We start from the raw sequence: 20,854 nt of genomic DNA, 5'->3' as shown, positions 1-20,854 counted from the left end.
AGCTTGAACGCCATCCGCGCGTGGCGTAGATCTACGGGAGGCCGGGCGCCGCGGTCTGCAGCTGCTGCCGCGCCCGCTCCATGGCAGTCTGCAATCTTTGCTTGAGGACCTCCCGGGAGGGCAGCGTGGTCAGGTACTCCGCAACATGGATGCCTGAGCGGTCCAGCTCCAGCAATTCAATCTGGCCCGCCTTCTTCCCTGTGCAGAGGATGATGCCCAACGGCGCCTGCTCGCCGTCCTCACGTTCGTACCGGTCCAGCCAGCGCAGATAGAGTTCCATCTGTCCCTTGTAGGCCGGCTTGAACTCGCCGATCTTCAACTCGATGGCAATTAGTCTGCGCAGGCGCCGGTTGTAGAACAGCAGGTCCAGGTGGAAGTCATCGCCGTCGATCTGGATGCGCTTCTGGCGGGCGACGAAACTGAAGCCCGTGCCAAGTTCAAGCAGGAAGCCCTGCATCTCGCGAAGGATCGCGGTTTCAAGGTCCTGCTCGTCCCAGCTGTCCTTGAGGCCAAGAAAGTCCAGCACGTAGGGATCACGCAGTACCAGCCCTGGAGACAGCTGCTGGTTGCCGCGCAGTGCCGCCAACTCTTCGGCGATGGTCTGCTCTGGCTGACTGGAGAGTGCCGTGCGCTCATACAGCATCGAATCGACGCGCTGGCGCAGCGTACGTACACTCCAGCCCTCGGTGGCGGCCATCTGTGCATAGAAGTCGCGCTTGAGTGGGTCCGCCAGTGGGATCAGCGCGATGAAATGGGTCCAGCTCAATTGTCGTATCAGCGATACGACAATCTGCTCGTCTGCAAATGCGATGGAGAACTGCACCATCCGGCGCAGGCTCTTCTCACCGAAGGATGTGCCGAACTCGGCAGACAGCGCCTTGGCGATCCGGGTGAAGAGGACCTCTCCGTAGCGCGCACGTCGCCCAGCCATCTGATCCACATGGATGCGACGCCCGATTCGCCAGTACAACAGAGTGAGCTCGGCGTTGATGGTCCTGTGCATCCTGTTGCGCGCCGCGCAGATCAGCTCTCTGAGACACTTCAGGGCGGGATCTGCGGAAGGTGAATGCGTCCGATGGCATCGTTTGCGGTCGGTCCGCAGTCCGCCAAAGAGCGGGTCCCGTCAGATCAAAGGGAGCGGACGACAATCGCCCAGCCACTGTTCCGCTACCGGCCGGGGTCGGCACCCGCGACTTGGGGCCCAAAACGACTTAATCCCCTCCGTCCCCTTTTTCTTTCAGGCCCCTTCGCCCATCCGTTCCAGGCCTTCGCCGGCCAGGCGCAGGATCAGCTTCTCCAGCACCTGCTCTTCCTCTTCGCTCAGCACCGACATCAGCTTGCGGGTGATCTCGATCACCATCGGCGCGATGGTCTCGTACACCTCGAAGCCGGCTGCCGACAGCGCCAGCACCGAGCGGCGGCGGTCGTCGCCGTGGGTCTCGCGCTTGATGAAGCCGCGCTCCAGCAGGCGGGCCACGGCGCGGCTGACCGCCACCTTGTCCATCGCCGTGCGGTCGGAGACCTCGCTGGCCGAGGAGCCCGGGTACAGCGCCAGGATGGTGATCACCCGCCATTCGGGAATCGCCAGACCGTAACGATCGCCGTATAGCTTGGCGATGTTGCCGCTGACCCGGTTGGACAGCACGCTCAGCCGGTACGGCAGGAACTGTTCCAGGTCGAGCAGGACGTGCGAGGAACGCAGGCGGGTCGAAACGGGATCGGCGGGGCTCATGTTGCGGTGCACCTTGCTGGTGGTTTCAAGTGTAACTATAAGGGGTGGGTCCAGACCCTGCATTCTCGCCGGGTCCCTACCTGCCCGCACCTGGTTTGTACCGATGCGGTACCGATTCGGAGCCACGCCATGAATACCGCAGTCCCGACCGCCTCGCATCCCAACCCCGGCATGCAGGTCACCACCTTCGAGAACCCGATGGGCATCGACGGCTTCGAGTTCGTCGAATTCGCCGCCCCGGCCGGCCGTGGCCAGGAGCTGCACGAGTACTTCCGGAAGATGGGCTTCAGCGCGGTGCTCAAGCACAAGCAGCGTCCGATTACCGTCTATCGCCAGGGCGACGTCAACTTCCTGGTCAATGAGGACCCCGATTCGTTCGCCGCCGACTTCGCCGAGAAGCACGGTCCGTGCGCCTGCGGCTTCGCCATCCGCTTCAAGAAGCCGGGCCAGGAGGTCTACCAGACCGCGCTGGGCAACGGCGCCGAAGCCATCGCCTTCAAGCCGGACAGCAAGGCGGTCAGCGCGCCGGTCATCAAGGGCATCGGCGACTGCATGCTGTACCTGGTCGATCGCTACGGCAGCGCCGGCAGCATCTATGACGGCGACTACGAGCCGATCGCCGGTGCCGACCTGCACCCGGTGGGCTTCGGCCTGACCTTCATCGACCACCTGACCCACAACCTGTATTTCGGCAACATGCAGCAGTGGTCGGACTACTACGAGCGCCTGTTCAACTTCCGCGAGATCCGCTACTTCGACATCAAGGGCCTGAAGACCGGCCTGGTGTCCAAGGCGATGACCGCGCCGGATGGCATCGTGCGCATCCCGCTGAACGAATCGTCCGATCCGAAGAGCCAGATCAACGAGTACCTGGACGCGTACAAGGGCGAGGGCATCCAGCACATCGCCTGCTTCACCGAGAACATCTACGAGACCGTCGAAGCGATGCGCGCGCAGGGCGTGGACTTCCTCGATACGCCGGAGACCTACTTCGACGTGATCGACCAGCGCGTGCCGAACCACGGTGAAGACGTGCCGCGCCTGGCGAAGAACAAGATCCTGATCGATGCCGATCCGGAAACCCACCAGCGCAAGCTGCTGCAGATCTTCACCCAGAACTGCATCGGCCCGATCTTCTTCGAGATCATCCAGCGCAAGGGCAACGAAGGCTTCGGCGAAGGCAACTTCACCGCACTGTTCGAGAGCATCGAGCGCGACCAGATCCGCCGCGGCGTGCTGTAAGGTCTGCAGGCAATGTCGGCGTCCCGCCGGCATTGCCTGTCCGAATGGTCGTGCCGGCCGCTGGCCGGCAGTCTCTGGAGTTCCCATGTCCCCCGCCATCACCGCCCGCGGCTACCAGTCCGGCTTCGGCAACGAATTCGCCACCGAGGCCGTTGCCGGCGCGCTGCCGGTCGGGCAGAACTCACCGCAGAAGGTGGCCCACGGCCTGTACGCCGAACAGTTGACCGGCACCGCCTTCACCGCGCCGCGTGGCAGCAACCGCCGCAGCTGGCTGTACCGGATCCGCCCGGCGGTGACCCATGGCGAGTTCACCCCGTTCGCGCAGTCGCAGCTGCAGTGTGATTTCGGCGCACAGCCGGCTTCACCGAACCAGCTGCGCTGGAGCCCGCTGCCGCTGCCGGAGCTGCCGACCGATTTTGTCGAAGGCCTGTACACGATGGGTGGCAACGGCTCGCCCGATGCGCATGCCGGCGTGGGCATCCACCTATACGCTGCCAACCGCGACATGGTCGGCCGCTACTTCTACGACGCCGACGGCGAGCTGCTGATCGTGCCGCAGCTGGGCGCGCTGCGCCTGCTGACCGAGCTGGGCGTGATCGAGATCGAGCCGCAGCAGATCGCGGTGATCCCGCGCGGCGTGCGCTTCCGCGTTGAACTGCCCGATGGCCCCAGCCGTGGCTACATCTGCGAGAACTACGGTGCGCTGCTGAAGCTGCCCGACCTCGGCCCGATCGGTTCCAACGGCCTGGCCAATCCGCGCGACTTCGAAACCCCGCACGCGGCGTTCGAGGATGTGGATGGCGATTTCGAACTGATCGCCAAGTTCGAGGGCCGCCTGTGGCGTGCGCCGATCGACCATTCGCCGCTGGACGTGGTGGCCTGGCACGGCAACTACGCGCCGTACCGTTACGACCTGCGTCGCTTCAACACCATCGGTTCGATCAGCTACGACCACCCGGATCCGTCGATCTTCCTGGTGCTGCATTCGCCCAGCGACACCCCGGGCACCAGCAACATGGACTTTGCGATCTTCCCGCCGCGCTGGCTGGTGGCGCAGAACACGTTCCGTCCGCCGTGGTTCCACCGCAACATCGCCAGCGAGTTCATGGGCCTGGTGCATGGCGCCTACGATGCCAAGGCCGAAGGCTTCGTCCCGGGTGGCGCATCGCTGCACAACTGCATGAGTGGTCATGGCCCGGACGCGCCGACCTTCGACAAGGCGTCCAATGCCGATCTGTCCAAGGCCGATGTGATCAAGGACACGATGGCCTTCATGTTCGAGACCCGCGCAGTGATCCGCCCGACCGCACAGGCGCTGGCCGCCGGCCACCGCCAGGGCGATTACCAGCAGTGCTGGAACGGCCTGCGCAATAACTTCCGCTGACCCTAAAAAGGGGACGGAGGGGATTAAGCCGCAATCAGCACACGTGTGCCTGAAACGACTTAATCCCCTCCGTCCCCTTTTTCTTCAGGCGACCTCGGCGAACGCGTCGCAATGTTCCAATGGCAACGCCTCCAGCAGGCGCTGCCGTACGCGCTGGCAATAGCCATCCGAAGTGAGCGTGGGCAGCAGCTGCATTGCCGACTGCAGTCGCTGCAGCACCTCGTCCTCCGCACGCGCCTGCTGCAGGTCGCGGAACAGCGCCGCCGCCTGTGGATGCCGCTGCATTTCCAGGATGCCCAGCACGTAGATGCGCGCTGCCACCAGTGAGCGCCGGCGTTCGACCGCGGGTGCAGCAGGTGTCGCTGCCGGCGGCGCGGGCACCGGCGCTACCGCGGCTGCGGTCGACGGTGCTGGGGTCGTGGCGCCCGTGCCGGTGCTCAGGTACCCCGCCTGTACCAGCTGGATGACCATCGCCGGTGCTTCCTGGCCGAGCAGACCGGTCAGGTCGGCGACGGTACGCTGGCCGTCGCACAGGATCAGCAGCCGGCGCTGGCGCATGTCCAGCGGCGCGCGGTGGGCCTGCAGCGCGGTTCGGGCGAGATCGGTCTTGCGCGGTTGCATGGAAGGGACGGCCAGGTCGGTGCTCGCCGAGCCTGAACGAAGGCGATGAAACCGCGATGACAATGCAGCGCCTGCACACCGGATGGGCTAGCGTGCAGCCATCCTTGTGCCAGGGAACCGCACCGATGAAGCACCTTCCGCTTGCTGGTCTGTTGCTCCTTTCGCTCACCGCCTGCAGTGCTGGCCCCGACAAGCAGGGGGCGGCCGGCAGCGGCAGCGACACCCCGGCGGAAACCGCCTCGGCGACCGGACCCGCGCAGTCGACGGATCCCGACCTGGCCGCCCGTCCAGCCAATGACCGTCGCGAGGACAGTCCCGCGCGCCTGGATGGCTTCGCTGGGGCGAAGCTGGGTGCCGGCATAGCCGAGGTCCGTGCCGGCTTCGGCACGCCGCTGCAGGGTCTGGGCACCGATGCGGCCGGCAAGCCGCTGCCGGCTGACGACAGCAACGACGGCTGCTACTTCCTGCGCCCGCAGGATGCCGAAGATCCGCGCCTGATGATCGAGGGCCGCAAGCTGGTGCGCTACGACGTGCGCAGCGCCGCCATCACCGCACCGGGCGGTGGAAAGGTCGGCATGACCCTGGGTGAGCTGCAGGTGCTGTATCCCGAGCGCGCGGACGTCGGCCCCGACAAGTATGACGAGAAGGCCCAGCACCTGCGCGTGCGCCCGGCGCAGGAGGGCGGGGCGGTGATCGACTTCGCACTCGGTGCTGATGGCCGGGTGGGTGCTTGGCGCGTCGGACAGACCCCGCAGATCGATTATGCGGAAGGCTGTGGCTGATCCTTGATCCACGGCCCAGCCGCGCGTACGGGCCAAGCGTAGAATCGCGCCACGACCGCTGGGGGAGTGCTCGATGATCGCCATTGCCATTGCCTGGTTCCTGCTCGGCCTGCTGCTGCTGGCGTTGGGCGGGGACTCCATCGTCAAGGCCGTGTCCGGCCTGGCCCAGCGTTTCGGCGCCAGCCCATTCACTGCCGGGCTGTTGCTGCTCGGAGTGACCACCTCGTTGCCGGAACTGGCAGTCAACGCGCGCGCCCTGGCGGTGGGCCAACCGGAGCTGGCACTGGGCAACGCGGTGGGCAGCAGCATCGTCAACCTGGGCTTGACCCTGGCCGTGGCGGCCATGGCTGCGCCCCTGCTGCTGCGCGCGCGCCTGCAGACGGTGCTGTGGTGGTCGCTGCTGGCGGCGGGTGTGCTGCTGATCCTGTTCGGGCTTGATGGCGGCCTGGCACGTTGGGAAGGCGGCATACTGCTGGCCGGTTTCATCGTGGTGCAGGTGCTGCTGCTGCGCCGTGGTCGCAGCGAGAGCGCGGAGGTGCAGGTGGCCATCGCCGAGTCCGCACTGAGCCGCACCAGCCTGCCGTTGAACGTGCTGCGCGTGCTGATTGCCGCGTTGACGCTGTACTGGGGCGCGCGCCTGGTGGTGGGCGCCGCCGCCGACTTCGGCGCCGCCCTGGGTTGGACGCCGCTGCTGGTCGGCCTGCTGCCGGTGGCGATCGGTACCGCACTGCCGGAGGTGGCCACCGCCATCGCCGCCGCGCGTCGCGGGCATGGCGACATGGTACTGGGCCACGTGCTGGGTTCCAGCGTGGTCAACCTGCTGCTGGTGATCGGTGCGATGGCCGTGCTGCAGCCGCTGGCGCTGCCGGCCTCGTTCGTGCGCCTGGAACTGCCGGCGCTGCTGGCGTTCGCGCTGGTGCTGTACCCGATGCTGCGTGGCGACCTGAAGATCAGCCGCGGCGAAGGTGTGATCCTGCTGGTCGCGTTTGTCGGCTGGTTCGTGCTGGAACTGCTGCTGGTCGGCGCGGCATGAGGTAGTGCCGGCCGCTGGCCGGCAACCTCACTGCCTCTGACGGAACCCTTGCCACTGCCGGCCAGCGGCCGGCACTACCGGTTCTGCGTGGTTTCTTCTTCCCGCACCGGCTCCGGCGGTGGCAGCTGCTCCTCGGCGGCACGTTCGTTGCCCGGCAGGGTGGGGCGGGTCTCCATCAGCAGCGACAGCGCGGCCTTGGCCATCATGTGCGCGCTGATCGGTGCGGTGATGAACAGGAACACGGTGATCAGCAGCTCGCGCGGCTGCGGGTCCTGGCCGAGGAAGATGTGGTAGCAGACCGAGCACACCAGCACGCAGCCCACGCCCAGCGTGCTGGCCTTGGTCGGCGCGTGCAGGCGCTTGAAGAAGGTCGACAGCTTCACCAGGCCCAGTGCGCCGACCAGGATGAAGAAGCAGCCGAACAGCAGCAGGATCGACAGGCCGATCTGGATCGCGGTGATCATTCGACGATGTCCCGGCGCAGCACGAACTTGCTCAGCACCACGGTGCTGCCGAAGCCGAGCATGGCGATGATCAGCGCCGCCTCGAAGTAGATCGGCGAATTGAGGTACATGCCGAACAGCATCAGCTCGGCGATCGCGGTCACCGACAGGGTGTCCAGCGCAAGGATGCGGTCGGGCACGGTCGGCCCGCGCAGCAGACGCCAGGTGGCCAGCAGCATGGCCAGGCCGACCACGTGCATGCACACCACCAGGGTGGTCTGGATGACTTCAAAACCGGTCATGGGAAGATCTCCATCAACGGCGCCTCGTAACGGCGCTTGATCGTATCGATCAGGTCCTGTGGGTCCTCCAGGTGCAGCACATGCACCAGCAGGAACTTGCGGTCGTCGCTGAGCGCGGCCGAGACCGTGCCCGGGGTCAGGGTGATCATGCTGGTCAGCGCGGCGATGCCGTGGATGTTGGCGATGTCCAGCGGCAGCCAGATGAAACCCGGGTGGATGTTCTTTTCCGGGCCCAGCACCTGCAGGGCGACGCGGATGTTGGACATCAGGATGTCCCACAGGGTCACGCACACCAGCCTGGGCAGTGGCCGCAGGGTGCCGATGCGGGCGAACTCGCGGTCCAGGCGCGCGGCGAACAACGGCACCACCACGCCCAGCAGCAGCCCCAGCACGATCTGGCCGAGGGTGAAGCTGTCGGACATCAGCAGCCAAAACGCCACCACCATGATGCTGAGCATCGGCGAGGGAATCAGGCGACGGAACAGGGAGCGCTGAGCGGTCATGGCTGGCGGATCTCCGGCGTGGTCGCACGCAGTTGCTGCACGTACTCGCTGGGTTGCAGCAGCTGTGCGGCGGTGGCGTCGGTGTAGCGCATCAACGGTGCCGCAGCCAGGGTCATGCCGATGCCGTAGGCCAGCAGCAGGCAGGCGGCGTAGAGTTCTACCCGGCGCAGGGGAGCCTTGCGCGGCTTCGGTGCCTCCGGATCGACCGGCGGCACGCGCCAGAACAGGCGGATGCCGCCGCGGGTCAGGCCCATGATCACCAGCAGGCTGCTGACCAGCACGGCGGTCCAGACCGGGCCGGTGTACTGCGCCGGCATGCCGGCCAGCAGCGCGGCCTTGGCCAGGAAGCCGGACAGAGGCGGCAGGCCGGCCACCGACACTGCCCCGATCAGGAACAGCACCGCCGGCGTTTCCTTGCCCGGCATCGGCGCCACCACCTCCTTGCGGTCGCTGGCGCCACCACGGCGGCGGCGGATCAGGTCGGCAACCAGGAACAGCGCAGCGGCCACGAAGCTGCTGTGCGGCAGGTAGTACAGGCCGGCCGAGAGCACCTGCGGCGTGCCCACCGAGAAGGCGATGAACAGCGTGGCTGCCGACACGATGACCAGGTAGGAAATCAGTACGCGCAGGCGGGTCGCGGCCAGGGCGCCGAGCCCGCCCAGCACCAGCGTCGCCACGCCGGCCCACAGCAGCCAGTCGCGGCCATAGCCGGCCATCGCGCCGGCATCGTCGCCGAACCACAGCATCTGGATGCGCAGCACCGAATACAGGCCGACCTTGGTCATGATCGCGAACAGGGCCGCTACTGCAGCCGGCGCGCGCGAATAGGCTTCCGGCAGCCACAGGTACAACGGCATCAGCGCGGCCTTGGCGCAGAACACCAGCAGCAACAGGCCCATCGTGGCCTTCACCAGGGTCAGCTGCGTCGGCGGCACCGCAGCGATGCGCTGCGACAGCTCGGCCATGTTCAGCGAACCCAGCGTGGCGTACAGCAGGCCCAGCGCGATCAGGAACAGGGTCGAGGCGGTGACGTTGAACACCACGTAGTGCAGGCCGATGCGCATGCGCAGGCCGCGGCCACCGCTGAGCAGCAGGCCGTAGGAGGCGATCAGCATCACCTCGAAGAACACGAACAGGTTGAAGATGTCGCCGGTCAGGAACGCACCGTTGAGGCCGACCAGCTGGAACTGGAACAGTGCATGGAAGTGCGGTGCGCGGCGGTCCCAACCCGAGCAGGCGTGCAGCAGGCAGGGAATGGCCAGCAGCAGGGTGGTCAGCAGCATCCATGCCGACAGCCGGTCGGCCACCAGCGCGATGCCCAGCCGCGACGGCCAGTCGCCCAGCAGGTAGACGTTGATGTCACCGCCCGCGGTCGACGCGAACAGCAGGCCCACCGCAAGCGCCAGCGCCGACAGTGCAGTCCAGGCCACCGCGCGCTGCACCCTGGGGCCGTAGCGGCGGTGTTCGACGAACAGCGACAGCGCGGCGCCGAGCAGCGGAATCAGGATCGGCAGGATCACCAGATGGTTCATGCGCGATCCTCGCCCTGGCGCGCCGATGCGCTCTCATCCTGCAGGTCGTCGTCGGGCTCGTGGGCGTCCACATGGTCGCTGTGGTTGTCGCTGCGGCTGCGCATGGCCAGCACGATGCTCACTGCGGTCATCGCGAAGGCGATCACGATCGCGGTCAGCACCAGTGCCTGCGGCAGTGGGTCGGTGTAGTTGCCCAGGTGGCTGTCCACGCCCTCCTGCAGCACCGGCGCCTTGCCCAGCACCACGCGGCCACCGGCGAAGATCAGCAAGTTGGTGGCGTAGGACAGGAAGGTCATGCCGAGGATCACGTCGAAGCTGCGCGCACGCAGCAGCAGGTAGATGCCGATGGCGGTCAGCACGCCGATCGCGGTAGCCAGGGCCAGTTCCATCAGTGCATCTCCCCGGTGCGGGCCGAACGGCGTTGCAGGTCGATCTCACCCTTGCGGGCAGCGCGGGTACGCGAGGGCTTGATCGTGCCCATCATCGACAGCATCAGCATGGCGCCGCCGAACACCACCAGATAGACGCCGATGTCAAAACCGATCGCGCTGGCCAGCGGCACGTCGCCGATCAATGGCAGATGCAGGTCGAGGTGGCCACTGGTCAGGAACGGCACGCCGAACAGCATCGAGGCGCTGCCGCTGAGCAGGGCGATCAGCAGCCCCATGCCGATGCAGCGGATGTAGTCGAAGCCGAAGCGCGATTCCACCGACGCGGTGCCCTGGATCACGTACTGGATCAGCAGCGGCACCGCCAGCACCAGGCCGGCGATGAAGCCACCACCGGGCGCGTTGTGGCCGCGCAGGAACAGGAAGATCGACACGGTCAGCGTCAGCGGGAACATGATCTGCGCCAGGTCGGCCGGCACCGGCAGCTTGATCGGCGGGCCGGGCATGATCTGTTCCGGTGCCATCCGCGTGCGCCGCAGCAGTGCGTGCACCACCAGCGCGGCGATGCCGAACACGGTGATCTCGCCGAAGGTATCGAAGCCGCGGAAGTCGACCAGGATCACGTTGACCACGTTCTGGCCGTAGGCCTCGGGCAACGCACGGGCGAGCAGTTCGCCGGCCATGGTGTTCGGCGGCAGGGTCATCGCCGAATAGGCCAGCGCACCCAGGCCGGCGCCGGCGATGATCGCGATCACCGCATCGCGGCGCTTGCGCCAGCGCGGACGTTCCGGCCCGGACTGCGCGGGCAGGTAGTTCATGCCCAGCAGCATCAGCACCAGGGTCACCATCTCCACGAGCAGCTGGGTCAGGGCCAGGTCGGGTGCGGACAGGAACACGAAGGTCAGCGCCACCATCAGGCCGACGCCGCCGACCAGCAGCACCGCCAGCAGGCGCTGCTTGTAGATGCGCAGGGTGGCCACCGCGCAGGCCATCATCACCAGCCACAGCGCCCAGCCCAGCAGCGGCATCGGCTGCGGCGCGGTCCAGTTTGGCGACGCCGGATTTGCCACGAATGGCGCGGCGGCAACTGCGATCGCCACCAGCACCAGGCCCAGCAGCATGCGCTGCAGGCTGCCGTTGGCGATGCCGTTGGTCAGGCGCATGGCCAGTGCGGACACGGCATCCAGCTGTGCATGGAACACATTGCGGCCAGTGCTGACGTTGGTCACGGCATGCAGGTTGATCAGCTTGCGCAGGCCGAAGTACAGCGCCACGCCGCCGATCACGCCGATCGCGCTCATCGCCAGCGGCAGGTTGAAGCCGTGCCATACCGCCAGGCTGTACTCGGGCATGGCGCTGCCGAGGATCGACGCCGCAGCGGCATGCAGCACCGGTGCCACGGTCAGTGCCGGGGCGATGCCCACTGCCACGCAGATCACCACCAGCAGTTCCACCGGTACCTTCATCCAGCGCGGCGGCTCATGCGGCACGCGATCCAGGTCGTGCGGGCCGGGGCCAAAGAAGGTGTCGTGCACGAAGCGCAGGCTGTAGGCCACCCCGAACACGCCAGCCAGCAATGCGGCGATCGACACCGCCGTGCGCATGATTCCCGGGCCTCCGGCCGTGATCGCCTCGGCAAACAGCATTTCCTTGGACAGGAAGCCGTTGAGCAGCGGGATGCCGGCCATCGCCAGCGAGGCGATGATCGCCAGCGCGCTGGTGAACGGCATCAGCCTGCGCAGGCCGCCCAGCTTGCGCATGTCGCGGGTGCCGGTCTCATGGTCGATGATGCCGGCGGCCATGAACAGCGAGGCCTTGAAGGTGGCGTGGTTGAGGATGTGGAATACACCGGCCACCACCGCCATCGGCGTGGACAGGCCGAACAGCAGGGTGATCAGGCCCAGATGGGAAATGGTCGAATAAGCCAGCAGGCCTTTCAGATCGTGCTGGAAGATCGCGTTCCAGGCGCCGATCAACAGCGTGATCGCACCGATGCCGCTGACCGTGTAGAAGAACAGGTCGCTGCCGGCCAGCGCTGGATGCAGGCGCGCCAGCAGGAATACACCGGCCTTCACCATGGTGGCCGAGTGCAGGTAGGCAGAGACCGGAGTGGGCGCGGCCATCGCGTGCGGCAGCCAGAAATGGAACGGGAACTGCGCGCTCTTGGTGAAGATGCCCGCCAGCACCAGGAACAGCGCGTACGGGTACAGCGCGCTGGCGCGGATCTGCTCGCCGGCGGCCAGCACCACGTCCAGGTCGAAGCTGCCGACGATGCGCCCGATCAGCAGTACGCCACCGAGCAGCGCAAGGCCGCCGCCGCCGGTGATCACCAGCGCCATCCGCGCGCCCTCGCGGGCGTCCTGGCGGTGCGACCAGAAACCGATCAGCAGGAACGAGCTGATGCTGGTCATTTCCCAGAAGATCATCAGCAACAGCAGGTTGCCCGACAGCACCATGCCCAGCATGGCGCCCATGAACAGCAGCAGGTAGCAGTAGAAGCGGTGCGCGTTGTCCTGCTGGCTCAGGTAGTAGCGCGCGTACAGCACCACCAGCGCGCCGATGCCCAGCACCAGCCCGGCGAACATCCACGCCAGCCCGTCCAGGCGCAGGGTGAAGTCCAGGCCGATCTGCGGCAGCCAAGGGACCATCGTCCGCACCACCTGGCCGTCGAGTACGGACGGGGTCAGCCAGCCGAGGATGGCCAGTCCGCCCAACGGCGCCAGCGCCGCCAGCCAGGCAGCAGTCGAGCGCGAACTACGGGGGAAGGCCGCAACAGCCGCTGCCATCAGGAACGGCAGGGCCAGCAGCAGGGGCAGGCTGGAGAGCATGCAGGGAATCCATGATTCACGAGCAGGTCAGGGAGGATAACAGGCTGCGAAATGTCGCTGAAACCCATCGAACAGCGATCAATTGCATGTAACGTCCGCTGATTCATATTTTCTGCGACGCAACATCGCGTTCCTGCAGTCCCTCCCCGGTTGCCCTCGGGGGACGCCCTACGCCCACGCAGGGAGACCGCAGGCCCTGTCGCACAGGGGCTGCCGTCGACGGGCGGGAAGTGGGGAGCGGATCACCGGCGCAGGCTGGCAGGGCCGTCGTGGAGTGCGGGTGATGGAATCTGCCCGTTCAGGAAACGAGGGGCGCCGTCGGCCCTGGGCAGGTCAGTAGCGCCAGTCGAGCTTGCGGTAGAACTTGGCCATCACCCAGGCCGGGCCGATCAGCAGGTAGGTCAGGTCGGTCAGGAAGCTGGGCTTGCGGCCCTCGAACTTGTGGCCGATGAACTGCGCGATCCAGGCCACCACGAACACGCCCACCGCCAGCCAGAACAGGTTGTGCAGGCCGATTTCGGCCTCCAGCAGGCGGCACAGGCAGCCGAACACGAAGAACTGGATGAGCATGCCGATGCCCAGCGGGCGCGACAGTTTGTTGTAGAAGCACCAGGCGCTGAACATCGCGAACGCCGACCAGATGCCGTACTGGAACCAGGTGATCAGCGGCGGCAGGCACCAGAGCAGGGCCACCACCGACCACAGGATCGCCGGGACCGCCACCACGTGGATGCGCTGGTTGATCACATTGCGGTGGTCGTCGGAGTAGCTGGCGAAATAGCGGTCGATCGGCCGCGCAAGCTCGGTGGATGTCTGCATGCTGCGTTGCTTCCTCGGACAACGGTAGTGCCGGCCGCTGGCCGGCACTCCAGAGCATAGCCGAGTTCATGAGGTTGCCGGCCAGCGGCCGGCACTACCCTTCAGAGCGCCCCCCGCCTTTCCGGCCGGGGGCGCAGGCGCATCAGTCGACGCTGATCCCGGCCAGGCGCTGCAGTGCCTCGGCATACTTGGCGCGGGTGCGCTCGATGATCTCGGCCGGGATGGTCGGGCCCGGGGCGGTCTTGCCCCAGTCCAGCGTCTCCAGGTAATCACGCACGAACTGCTTGTCGTAGCTCGGCGGGCTGGTGCCCACTTCGTACTCGTCGGCCGGCCAGTAGCGCGAGGAATCCGGCGTCAGCATCTCGTCCATGATGTACAGGCGGCCATCGGCGTCGGTACCGAACTCGAACTTGGTATCGGCCAGGATGATGCCGCGCTCGCGGGCGTAATCGGCCGCGAACTTGTAGATGCGCAGGGTGGCGTCGCGCACGCGCTCGGCCAGTTCCGCACCGACCTGCTTCACCATCGCATCGAAATCGATGTTCTCGTCGTGATCGCCCACGGCGGCCTTGGTCGAGGGGGTGAAGATCGGCTCGGGCAGCTGCTCGGCCTGGCGCAGGCCGTCGGGCAGGTCGATGCCGCTGACCTTGCCGGTGCGCTGGTAATCCTTCCAGCCGCTGCCGATCAGGTAGCCGCGGGCGATCGCTTCCACCGGCACCGGCTTCAGCTTGCGGGTGACCACCGCGCGCCTGGCATACAGGGCCGGGTCCACGCCTTCGGGCAGCACGCTGGCCACGTCGATGCCGGTCAGGTGGTTGGGCATCAGGTGCGCGGTCTTGGCGAACCAGAAGTTGGAGACCTGACAGAGCATCTCGCCCTTGCCCGGAATCGGGTCGGGCAGGACCACGTCGAACGCCGACAGGCGATCGGTGGCCACCATCAGCAGGTACTCGCCCGGCGGGGTTCCGGCTGGCAGCCGTTCGCGCGGGATATCGAACACATCACGCACCTTGCCGCGATGGCGCAAGGGCAGGCCGGGGAGATCGGATTGCAACAGCGTGGTTGGCACGGGCACTCCTGGGGCGTTGTCGATACGGCTGCTGCCCAACGGACCCGGCGGGCCCGCTGACCAGCGGGCGGCCTAGTGTAAAGCCGTCCGGGCCCGCTGTGACGTAAAATGAGCGTCCATTTCGTCGGTCGACCCCGGAGCGCCATGCGCTGGTACGGAAAACTGCTCGGATTCATCGCCGGCGCCCTGCTGTTCCGGCCCAATCCGCTGTTCGGGGCGGTGGTCGGCCTGCTGATCGGCCATGCCTTTGATTCGGACTGGTTCCGCCTGAACAAGGAGAACCCGTACCGGGAGCTGGGGCTGACCTCCGAGGCCACCGATGCCGAGGTCGAGCGCGCCTACCGCAAGCTGATCTCGCAGTACCACCCCGACAAGCTTGGCGGCGCCGCCCCCGAGCTGCAGCAGCAGGCCGAGCAGAAGTCGCGGCGCATCAACGCCGCCTACGACCGCATCAAGACCCTGCGCAAGCGCTGACCCCTTTCCCCTCGTTGCAAGGCCCGGCCATGTCCCACTGCCTCATCGCCCCCTCCATCCTGTCCGCCAACTTCGCCCGCCTCGGCGAGGAAGTCGACAACGTCCTCGCCGCTGGCGCGGACTGGGTCCACTTCGACGTGATGGACAACCACTACGTGCCGAACCTGACCATCGGCCCGATGGTCTGCCAGGCGCTGCGCAAGCACGGCGTGACCGCGCCGATCGACGTGCACCTGATGGTCGAGCCGGTGGACCGCATCATCCCGGACTTCGCCGAGGCCGGTGCCACCTACATCAGCTTCCACCCGGAGGCGAGCCGCCACGTGCACCGCACCATCCAGCTGATCCGCTCGCTGGGCTGCAAGCCGGGCATCGTGCTGAACCCGGCCACGCCGGTGGACATCCTCGACTGGGTGTTGGAGGACCTGGACCTGGTGCTGCTGATGTCGGTCAACCCGGGCTTTGGTGGCCAGGCCTTCATCCACTCGGCGCTGGACAAGCTGAAGGTGGTGCGCAAGATGATCGATGCCAGCGGCAAGGACATCCGCCTGGAGATCGACGGCGGCGTGAAGGCCGACAACATCGGCGAGATCGCGGCTGCCGGTGCCGACACCTTTGTCGCCGGCTCGGCCATCTTCAACGCCAAGACCAGCTACCAGGACGTGATCGCGCAGATGCGCGCGAACGTCGCTGCGGCACGCTGACAAAAAGGGGGCGGAGGGGATTAATCTCGTTTAATTCCCTCCGTCCCCTTTATCTGCGCATGGCACTGTTGAACATCCGTCCGGCCACCGTGGCCGATGCTGGCCTGATCCTGCATTTCATCCGCGAACTGGCCATCTACGAGAAGGCCGAGCATTCGGTACAGACCGATGAGATCGGCATCGCCGAGAGCCTGTTCGGTGTCGATGCCACGGCGCGCGCGTTGATCTGCGAAGGCGACGGCGAGGCCATCGGCTATGCGGTGTACTTCTACAACTACTCCACCTGGCTGGGCCGCAAGGGCATCTACCTGGAAGACCTGTATGTCAGCCAGGAAAAGCGCGGCGTGGGCGCCGGCAAGGCACTGCTGAAGTACATCGCACGCCAGGCCGTGGCCGAGGGCTGCGGTCGCTTCGAATGGTCGGTGCTGGACTGGAACACCCCGGCCATCGAGTTCTACACCGCTGCCGGTGCGAAGCCGCAGGACGAGTGGACCGTGTACCGGCTGCAGGGCCAGGCGCTGCACGATTTCGCCAACGATTGAAGCGAAGTGCATCCACGCATGGCGTGGATCTACCAACCGGGTGGGTGCAAACCGCAACCCGGGGGAGAGCGAACCGCAACCTGGTGGGTGCGAACCTTGGTTCGCACTCCCTGCACACCCCAAAAAAAAGCCACGCCAATCACTGGCGTGGCCTCGCTGCATGCGTGGGAGGCTGATCCTGCCTCCATCCGTCGTCCCTGCTATGGACTCCCATTCTCCGGTAGCTGAATGACATCTGCGTGACATTCACCGCAGGCAAACAGCGCATTGCTAGCCTGTGCCACCGCATCCCTGGAAGCTCTGCATGACCACCCCGCGCTGGCGCCTGATCCTCAACGGCAAATCCGCCGGCAATGATGAGTTGCGCGACGCCGTCGGCCATTGGCGCGGACAGGGCGTGCAGCTGGAAGTGCGGGTGACCTGGGAGGACGGTGACGCCGAGCGCTATGTCGCCGAGGCGATCGATCATGGCGTGGATGTGATCGTGGCCGCCGGTGGCGATGGCACGCTCAGTGCGGTGGCCGAGACACTGGCGCATCGTGAGGAGCTGGCAGATGCGCTGCCCTCGCTGGCGCTGATCCCGATGGGGACCGCCAACGATTTCGCGACTGCGGCCGGCATACCGACCGAACCGAAGGAGGCCTTCGCCTTGATCGGGCAGGCGACGCCGCACGCCATTGACCTGTTGCGCGTGAACGCCGATGGCACCCAATGGTGGTGCGCCAATCTCGCCAGCGGTGGCTTCGGCACGCAGGTGACGGTGGAGACTGATGCGGGCTTGAAGAAGATGCTGGGCGGGCTGGCCTATGTGATCACCGGCATCGCCAAGCTGGGCCGCATCGAGCCGATCACCGCACGGTTGTCCGGTCCGGACTTCGCGTGGGAAGGCGACTTCATTGCGCTCGGCATCGGCAATGGCCGCCAGGCCGGCGGTGGCCAGCAGCTGTGCCCGCAGGCCCTGATCGACGACGGGCTGCTGGATGTCACCGTGCTGCCAGAGCTGGAAGGGGAGGTCACCGCCACCCTCGGCCAGATGCTGAAGTCAGGCACCCAGGCTGCGCTGGAACAGCTGGCCACGCGTGCGCGGCTGCCGTGGCTGGAGATCGCATCCGAGCGCCCGCTGACCCTCAATCTGGATGGCGAGCCGGTACAGGCCCGCCAGTTCCGCATCGAGTGCGTGCCGGGCAGGGTACGGATGCATCTTCCGGCTGGCTGCCCGTTGCTGGGTGGGTAGGGAGGTAGAGTCGACTGTTAGTCGACTGCTCTTCGTTCCGACGGCGTAAAACCCCGCGCTACGCGCGCAAGTCGACCAACAGTCGACTCTACCGGTCCGCGTCGTCGGTTCCCGTGGCTGGCCCCGCCCGTCCCGTGGTTCAGTTTCCCAGGGTTCCCCTGCCGTCCAAGCTGCGATACAGTCAAGGGGTGTCCAGCCTGACGACCCCGCATACCCTTTCTTCCGCACGCCGTTGGTGGCGATGGTGGCCCGTTGCCGTCGTCCGCCCCCATAACGCTGTGTCCCGGAAGGAAAGTCGTCTTGAACTCGCACGCTCAGTTTCAGCAGCAGGCCGCTGAAGGCCACACCCACATTCCCGTCGTCCGCGAAGTGCTGTCCGACCTGGACACGCCGCTTTCGGTCTATCTGAAGCTCGCCGACGGCCCCAATACCTACCTGTTTGAATCCGTCGAAGGCGGCGAGCGCTTTGGTCGTTATTCGATCATCGGCCTGCCGGCGCGCCGCGTGTACGCCTTCCACGGCCACACGCTGACCGTGCGCGAAGACGGCCAGGTGGTGGACACCCGCGAGGTGGCCGACCCGTTCGCCGAGGTCGAGGCGCTGCGCAGCGCCCACTCGGTGCCGAAGCTGGAAGGCCTGCCGGGCTTCACTGGTGGCCTGGTCGGCTGGTTCGGCTTCGAGTGCATCGGCTACATCGAACCACGCCTGGCCCCGCCGGCCGGCCGCGATGAGCTGGGCACGCCGGACATCCTGCTGCTGGACTCCAACGAGCTGGCCGTGTTCGACAACCTCAAGGGCCGCCTGTACCTGATCGTGCACGCCGACCCGCGTGTCGACGGCGCCTTCGAACAGGCGCAGGCGCGCCTGGATGCACTGACTGCCAAGCTGCGCGCGCCGGGCGCCGGCTATCCGGCACCGCTCAACAGCGATGTGCTGGACGAATCCGATTTCGTTTCCGGGTTCACCCGCGAAGGGTTCGTCGATGCGGTCCAGCGCAGCAAGGAGTACATCCGCGCCGGTGACATCTTCCAGGTGGTGCTGAGCCAGCGCCTGAGCGTGCCGTTCAAGGCGCGGCCGGTGGATGTGTACCGCGCGCTGCGTGCACTGAACCCGTCGCCGTACATGTATTTCCTGGATGTCGGCGACCTGCAGGTGGTCGGCTCCTCGCCGGAAATCCTGGTGCGCCTTCAGGATGGCGAAGTCACCGTGCGCCCGATCGCCGGCACCCGCCCGCGTGGTGCCACGCCCGAGCAGGATCTGGCGCTGGAAGCCGAGCTGCTGGCCGATCCGAAGGAACGTGCCGAGCACCTGATGCTGATCGACCTCGGCCGCAACGATGCCGGTCGTGTGTCCAGGGCGGGCACCGTGGAAGTGGGCGAGCAGTTCGTGATCGAGCGCTACAGCCACGTCATGCACATCGTCAGCGAAGTGACCGGGCAGCTGCAGCCGGGCCTGAGCTATGCCGACGTGCTGCGTGCCACGTTCCCGGCAGGTACCGTCAGCGGCGCGCCGAAGATCCGCGCGCTGGAAGTGATCCGCGAGCTGGAACCGATCAAGCGCAATGTCTACGCAGGCAGCATCGGCTACATCGGCTGGCACGGTGATGCCGATACCGCGATCGCGATCCGCACCGCGGTGATCAAGGACGGCCGCCTGTACGTGCAGGCCGGCGCCGGCATCGTCTACGACTCGGACCCGGACAAGGAATGGGACGAGACGATGAACAAGGGCCGCGCGTTGTTCCGCGCCGTCGCCCAGGCCGCCAAGGGCCTGTAAGCCTGCCTCGCCACGGCCGCCGCGCCGTGGTCGTTCCGCTGTTCCCTTTCAAGACAAGGAGTACCGCATGAAGCTGCTGAGCGCATTGCTGTGGTCGTCACTGCTGGCCACGATGGCCCCGTCTGCGTGGGCGCAGGCCAATACCATTCCGTCGCAGCCGCACCTGCTGGTGAAGGGCGAGGCGCGTAGCGTGGTGATGCCGGACCGGTTCGGCCTGCAGTTGAACATCGAAGAGACCGACATGGACGCCGACGCCGCGCGCCGCCGCGTGCAGGACAACGTTGCCCGCGTGCTGGCACTGTTCAAGCAGCACAAGGCGGTGGAAGGCAGCGTGCGCGCGGACAACCTGCGGATTGGTCCTGCGACGCGCTATGAGCAGAATCGGCAGGTTTTCATCGGCACCCGCGTGTCACGCCAACTGCGCGCCAGCTTCGCCAGCGTCCAGCAGATGCAGGACGTGCTGGGGGCGCTGAAGGCCAACGAGAACGTGCAGGTCAGCAGCGTGGCCCCGACCTACTCGGGCGAAGTGGCGCTGCGCCGCGAACTCAAGGGCGAGGCGGCGGCCCAGACCCGCGAGTCTGCGCAGGGCCTGGCCAAGGCCTACGGCACCCAGCTGCGCGGGCTGTACAGCATCTCCGATGTGGCGCCGAACTTCGCCTATGGCGTGCAGGCGGGCAATTGGCCCAGCAGTGGGGATCTGGTGACGCCGCCCTCGCCGCCCGCGCCCGAGGCACCGATGAACAGCATCGAGACCACGGGCTCGCGCCTGCGCGAGTCGGTGGAAGCCGGCCCCATCACCTACACCGAAAACGTGTACGCCATTTTCCTGATAAGCGACGGAACCTGACCATGTTGTGGATGATCGACAACTACGACAGCTTCACCTACAACCTCGTGCAGTACCTGCAGACACTGGGCGCCGAGGTGAAGGTGGTGCGCAACGATGCAATGAGCGTGGACGAGATCGCCGCGCAGAAGCCGGAGCGCATCGTCATCTCGCCCGGCCCGTGCACGCCCAACGAAGCGGGCGTGTCGCTGGAACTGATCGAGCGCCTGGGCCCGACCACGCCGATCCTCGGCGTGTGCCTGGGCCACCAGGGCATCGGCCAGGTCTACGGCGGCACGGTCATCCGTGCCGGCAACATCATGCACGGCAAGACCTCGCCGATCCGCCATGAAGGCAAGGGCGTGTTCGCTGGCCTGCCGGACCGCTACCAGGCCACCCGCTACCACTCGCTGGTGGTGGACAAGAACAGCCTGCCCGATGTGCTGGAAGTGACTGCCTGGACCGAGAACGACGACGGCTCGATCGAAGAGATCATGGGCCTGCGCCACCGCCAGTTCCCGGTGGAAGGCGTGCAGTTCCATCCCGAATCCATCCTCACCGAACACGGCCACGCCCTGCTGCGCAATTTCCTGCAGCGCCCGGCGGCCTGATCCAAGGA

The 20,854-nt window shown here is 66.5% G+C and carries 22 protein-coding genes; 11 read left to right on the top strand and 11 right to left on the bottom strand.

Annotated features, from left to right (window positions below):
* Nucleotides 1-31: 31 nt before the first annotated feature.
* Together AC5P67_RS02435 and AC5P67_RS02430 are read right to left on the bottom strand one after the other, a co-directional pair.
* Nucleotides 32-1,027 (bottom strand): PDDEXK nuclease domain-containing protein, encoded by a 996-nt coding sequence (locus tag AC5P67_RS02435; RefSeq protein WP_425513250.1) that lies wholly within the window; start codon nucleotides 1,025-1,027, stop codon nucleotides 32-34.
* A 210-nt stretch (nucleotides 1,028-1,237) separates the two neighbouring features.
* Nucleotides 1,238-1,795 (bottom strand): MarR family winged helix-turn-helix transcriptional regulator, encoded by a 558-nt coding sequence (locus AC5P67_RS02430; protein WP_111193478.1) that lies wholly within the window; start codon nucleotides 1,793-1,795, stop codon nucleotides 1,238-1,240.
* 66 nt (nucleotides 1,796-1,861) lie between these two features.
* Between AC5P67_RS02430 and hppD the strand changes: the two genes are divergently transcribed.
* A complete protein-coding gene (hppD, locus tag AC5P67_RS02425) occupies nucleotides 1,862-2,974 on the top strand; it encodes a 4-hydroxyphenylpyruvate dioxygenase (protein WP_005411340.1) in 1,113 nt (370 codons plus the stop codon).
* Between the two features lie 85 nt (nucleotides 2,975-3,059).
* A complete protein-coding gene (gene hmgA / locus AC5P67_RS02420) occupies nucleotides 3,060-4,358 on the top strand; it encodes a homogentisate 1,2-dioxygenase (protein ID WP_005411339.1) in 1,299 nt (432 codons plus the stop codon).
* A gap of 84 nt (nucleotides 4,359-4,442) precedes the next feature.
* Here the strand turns inward: hmgA and AC5P67_RS02415 are convergent, their stop codons facing one another.
* Nucleotides 4,443-4,979: a hypothetical protein gene (locus AC5P67_RS02415; protein ID WP_033833880.1), complete on the bottom strand. Its 537-nt coding sequence runs from the start codon at nucleotides 4,977-4,979 to the stop codon at nucleotides 4,443-4,445.
* 125 nt (nucleotides 4,980-5,104) lie between these two features.
* On the opposite strand from AC5P67_RS02415, the gene AC5P67_RS02410 reads away from it, so the two are divergent.
* Together AC5P67_RS02410 and AC5P67_RS02405 are read left to right on the top strand one after the other, a co-directional pair.
* On the top strand, nucleotides 5,105-5,761 hold the full coding sequence (locus tag AC5P67_RS02410) for a hypothetical protein (RefSeq protein ID WP_114618296.1): 657 nt from the start codon (nucleotides 5,105-5,107) through the stop codon (nucleotides 5,759-5,761).
* 73 nt (nucleotides 5,762-5,834) lie between these two features.
* The gene (locus tag AC5P67_RS02405; protein ID WP_043034283.1) at nucleotides 5,835-6,794 is read left to right on the top strand and encodes a sodium:calcium antiporter; all 960 of its coding nucleotides are present in this window, start codon (nucleotides 5,835-5,837) and stop codon (nucleotides 6,792-6,794) included.
* Nucleotides 6,795-6,868: 74 nt separating this feature from the next.
* Here the strand turns inward: AC5P67_RS02405 and AC5P67_RS02400 are convergent, their stop codons facing one another.
* From AC5P67_RS02400 to AC5P67_RS02365, 8 genes are all read right to left on the bottom strand, one after another.
* The gene (locus AC5P67_RS02400) at nucleotides 6,869-7,258 is read right to left on the bottom strand and encodes a Na+/H+ antiporter subunit G (RefSeq protein ID WP_012481450.1); all 390 of its coding nucleotides are present in this window, start codon (nucleotides 7,256-7,258) and stop codon (nucleotides 6,869-6,871) included.
* Nucleotides 7,255-7,539, bottom strand: a complete 285-nt coding sequence (locus AC5P67_RS02395) for a K+/H+ antiporter subunit F (RefSeq protein ID WP_005411334.1) — start codon at nucleotides 7,537-7,539, stop codon at nucleotides 7,255-7,257. The genes AC5P67_RS02400 and AC5P67_RS02395 overlap by 4 nt, the downstream gene beginning before the upstream one ends.
* Complete coding sequence (locus AC5P67_RS02390; protein WP_005411333.1) at nucleotides 7,536-8,042, bottom strand: Na+/H+ antiporter subunit E; 507 nt, start codon at nucleotides 8,040-8,042, stop codon at nucleotides 7,536-7,538. Before AC5P67_RS02390 ends, AC5P67_RS02395 begins: the two co-directional genes overlap by 4 nt.
* Nucleotides 8,039-9,574 carry a monovalent cation/H+ antiporter subunit D gene (locus AC5P67_RS02385; protein ID WP_005411332.1) on the bottom strand — a complete coding sequence of 512 codons (1,536 nt, stop codon included), beginning with the start codon at nucleotides 9,572-9,574 and terminating at the stop codon, nucleotides 8,039-8,041. The genes AC5P67_RS02390 and AC5P67_RS02385 overlap by 4 nt, the downstream gene beginning before the upstream one ends.
* Entirely contained in the window at nucleotides 9,571-9,963 is a 393-nt protein-coding gene (locus tag AC5P67_RS02380; RefSeq protein ID WP_012481447.1) for a Na+/H+ antiporter subunit C, read from the bottom strand. The genes AC5P67_RS02385 and AC5P67_RS02380 overlap by 4 nt, the downstream gene beginning before the upstream one ends.
* Nucleotides 9,963-12,791 (bottom strand): monovalent cation/H+ antiporter subunit A, encoded by a 2,829-nt coding sequence (locus AC5P67_RS02375; RefSeq protein ID WP_114618295.1) that lies wholly within the window; start codon nucleotides 12,789-12,791, stop codon nucleotides 9,963-9,965. Before AC5P67_RS02375 ends, AC5P67_RS02380 begins: the two co-directional genes overlap by 1 nt.
* 333 nt (nucleotides 12,792-13,124) lie before the next feature.
* Complete coding sequence (locus tag AC5P67_RS02370; protein ID WP_005411329.1) at nucleotides 13,125-13,610, bottom strand: Mpo1 family 2-hydroxy fatty acid dioxygenase; 486 nt, start codon at nucleotides 13,608-13,610, stop codon at nucleotides 13,125-13,127.
* A 142-nt stretch (nucleotides 13,611-13,752) separates the two neighbouring features.
* Nucleotides 13,753-14,679: a phosphoribosylaminoimidazolesuccinocarboxamide synthase gene (locus AC5P67_RS02365; RefSeq protein ID WP_043034284.1), complete on the bottom strand. Its 927-nt coding sequence runs from the start codon at nucleotides 14,677-14,679 to the stop codon at nucleotides 13,753-13,755.
* A 144-nt stretch (nucleotides 14,680-14,823) separates the two neighbouring features.
* Between AC5P67_RS02365 and AC5P67_RS02360 the strand changes: the two genes are divergently transcribed.
* From AC5P67_RS02360 to AC5P67_RS02330, 7 genes are all read left to right on the top strand, one after another.
* Entirely contained in the window at nucleotides 14,824-15,153 is a 330-nt protein-coding gene (locus tag AC5P67_RS02360; RefSeq protein ID WP_005411327.1) for a J domain-containing protein, read from the top strand.
* 29 nt (nucleotides 15,154-15,182) lie between these two features.
* A complete protein-coding gene (rpe, locus tag AC5P67_RS02355; RefSeq protein ID WP_495214278.1) occupies nucleotides 15,183-15,857 on the top strand; it encodes a ribulose-phosphate 3-epimerase in 675 nt (224 codons plus the stop codon).
* Nucleotides 15,858-15,916: 59 nt separating this feature from the next.
* Nucleotides 15,917-16,399, top strand: coding sequence for a GNAT family N-acetyltransferase (locus tag AC5P67_RS02350; RefSeq protein ID WP_308310365.1), 483 nt, complete (start codon nucleotides 15,917-15,919; stop codon nucleotides 16,397-16,399).
* Between the two features lie 304 nt (nucleotides 16,400-16,703).
* Entirely contained in the window at nucleotides 16,704-17,633 is a 930-nt protein-coding gene (yegS, locus tag AC5P67_RS02345) for a lipid kinase YegS (protein WP_308310364.1), read from the top strand.
* A 300-nt stretch (nucleotides 17,634-17,933) separates the two neighbouring features.
* Nucleotides 17,934-19,409, top strand: a complete 1,476-nt coding sequence (trpE, locus tag AC5P67_RS02340) for an anthranilate synthase component I (RefSeq protein ID WP_024957679.1) — start codon at nucleotides 17,934-17,936, stop codon at nucleotides 19,407-19,409.
* Nucleotides 19,410-19,476: 67 nt separating this feature from the next.
* On the top strand, nucleotides 19,477-20,256 hold the full coding sequence (locus AC5P67_RS02335; RefSeq protein ID WP_308310363.1) for an SIMPL domain-containing protein: 780 nt from the start codon (nucleotides 19,477-19,479) through the stop codon (nucleotides 20,254-20,256).
* A gap of 2 nt (nucleotides 20,257-20,258) precedes the next feature.
* Nucleotides 20,259-20,846, top strand: coding sequence for an anthranilate synthase component II (locus AC5P67_RS02330; RefSeq protein WP_005414697.1), 588 nt, complete (start codon nucleotides 20,259-20,261; stop codon nucleotides 20,844-20,846).
* Nucleotides 20,847-20,854 lie beyond the last annotated feature (8 nt).

The sequence above is a fragment of the Stenotrophomonas sp. YJH_SMC_21 genome (assembly GCF_059369555.1).
The sequence above is the reverse complement of the archived record's forward strand: the minus strand, read 5'-3'. Positions and strand labels throughout refer to the sequence as shown.

Excerpts from the sequence above, each read along its gene's own strand:
- AC5P67_RS02430 (WP_111193478.1), bottom strand. The coding sequence starts at position 1,795 with ATGCAGGGTCTGGACCCACCCCTTATAGTTACACTTGAAACCACCAGC.
- hppD (WP_005411340.1), top strand. The coding sequence starts at position 1,862 with ATGAATACCGCAGTCCCGACCGCCTCGCATCCCAACCCCGGCATGCAG.
- hmgA (WP_005411339.1), top strand. The coding sequence starts at position 3,060 with ATGTCCCCCGCCATCACCGCCCGCGGCTACCAGTCCGGCTTCGGCAAC.
- AC5P67_RS02415 (WP_033833880.1), bottom strand. The coding sequence starts at position 4,979 with ATGCAACCGCGCAAGACCGATCTCGCCCGAACCGCGCTGCAGGCCCAC.
- AC5P67_RS02410 (WP_114618296.1), top strand. The coding sequence starts at position 5,105 with ATGAAGCACCTTCCGCTTGCTGGTCTGTTGCTCCTTTCGCTCACCGCC.
- AC5P67_RS02405 (WP_043034283.1), top strand. The coding sequence starts at position 5,835 with ATGATCGCCATTGCCATTGCCTGGTTCCTGCTCGGCCTGCTGCTGCTG.
- AC5P67_RS02400 (WP_012481450.1), bottom strand. The coding sequence starts at position 7,258 with ATGATCACCGCGATCCAGATCGGCCTGTCGATCCTGCTGCTGTTCGGC.
- AC5P67_RS02395 (WP_005411334.1), bottom strand. The coding sequence starts at position 7,539 with ATGACCGGTTTTGAAGTCATCCAGACCACCCTGGTGGTGTGCATGCAC.
- AC5P67_RS02390 (WP_005411333.1), bottom strand. The coding sequence starts at position 8,042 with ATGACCGCTCAGCGCTCCCTGTTCCGTCGCCTGATTCCCTCGCCGATG.
- AC5P67_RS02385 (WP_005411332.1), bottom strand. The coding sequence starts at position 9,574 with ATGAACCATCTGGTGATCCTGCCGATCCTGATTCCGCTGCTCGGCGCC.
- AC5P67_RS02380 (WP_012481447.1), bottom strand. The coding sequence starts at position 9,963 with ATGGAACTGGCCCTGGCTACCGCGATCGGCGTGCTGACCGCCATCGGC.
- AC5P67_RS02375 (WP_114618295.1), bottom strand. The coding sequence starts at position 12,791 with ATGCTCTCCAGCCTGCCCCTGCTGCTGGCCCTGCCGTTCCTGATGGCA.
- AC5P67_RS02370 (WP_005411329.1), bottom strand. The coding sequence starts at position 13,610 with ATGCAGACATCCACCGAGCTTGCGCGGCCGATCGACCGCTATTTCGCC.
- AC5P67_RS02360 (WP_005411327.1), top strand. The coding sequence starts at position 14,824 with ATGCGCTGGTACGGAAAACTGCTCGGATTCATCGCCGGCGCCCTGCTG.
- rpe (WP_495214278.1), top strand. The coding sequence starts at position 15,183 with ATGTCCCACTGCCTCATCGCCCCCTCCATCCTGTCCGCCAACTTCGCC.
- AC5P67_RS02350 (WP_308310365.1), top strand. The coding sequence starts at position 15,917 with ATGGCACTGTTGAACATCCGTCCGGCCACCGTGGCCGATGCTGGCCTG.
- yegS (WP_308310364.1), top strand. The coding sequence starts at position 16,704 with ATGACCACCCCGCGCTGGCGCCTGATCCTCAACGGCAAATCCGCCGGC.
- AC5P67_RS02335 (WP_308310363.1), top strand. The coding sequence starts at position 19,477 with ATGAAGCTGCTGAGCGCATTGCTGTGGTCGTCACTGCTGGCCACGATG.
- AC5P67_RS02330 (WP_005414697.1), top strand. The coding sequence starts at position 20,259 with ATGTTGTGGATGATCGACAACTACGACAGCTTCACCTACAACCTCGTG.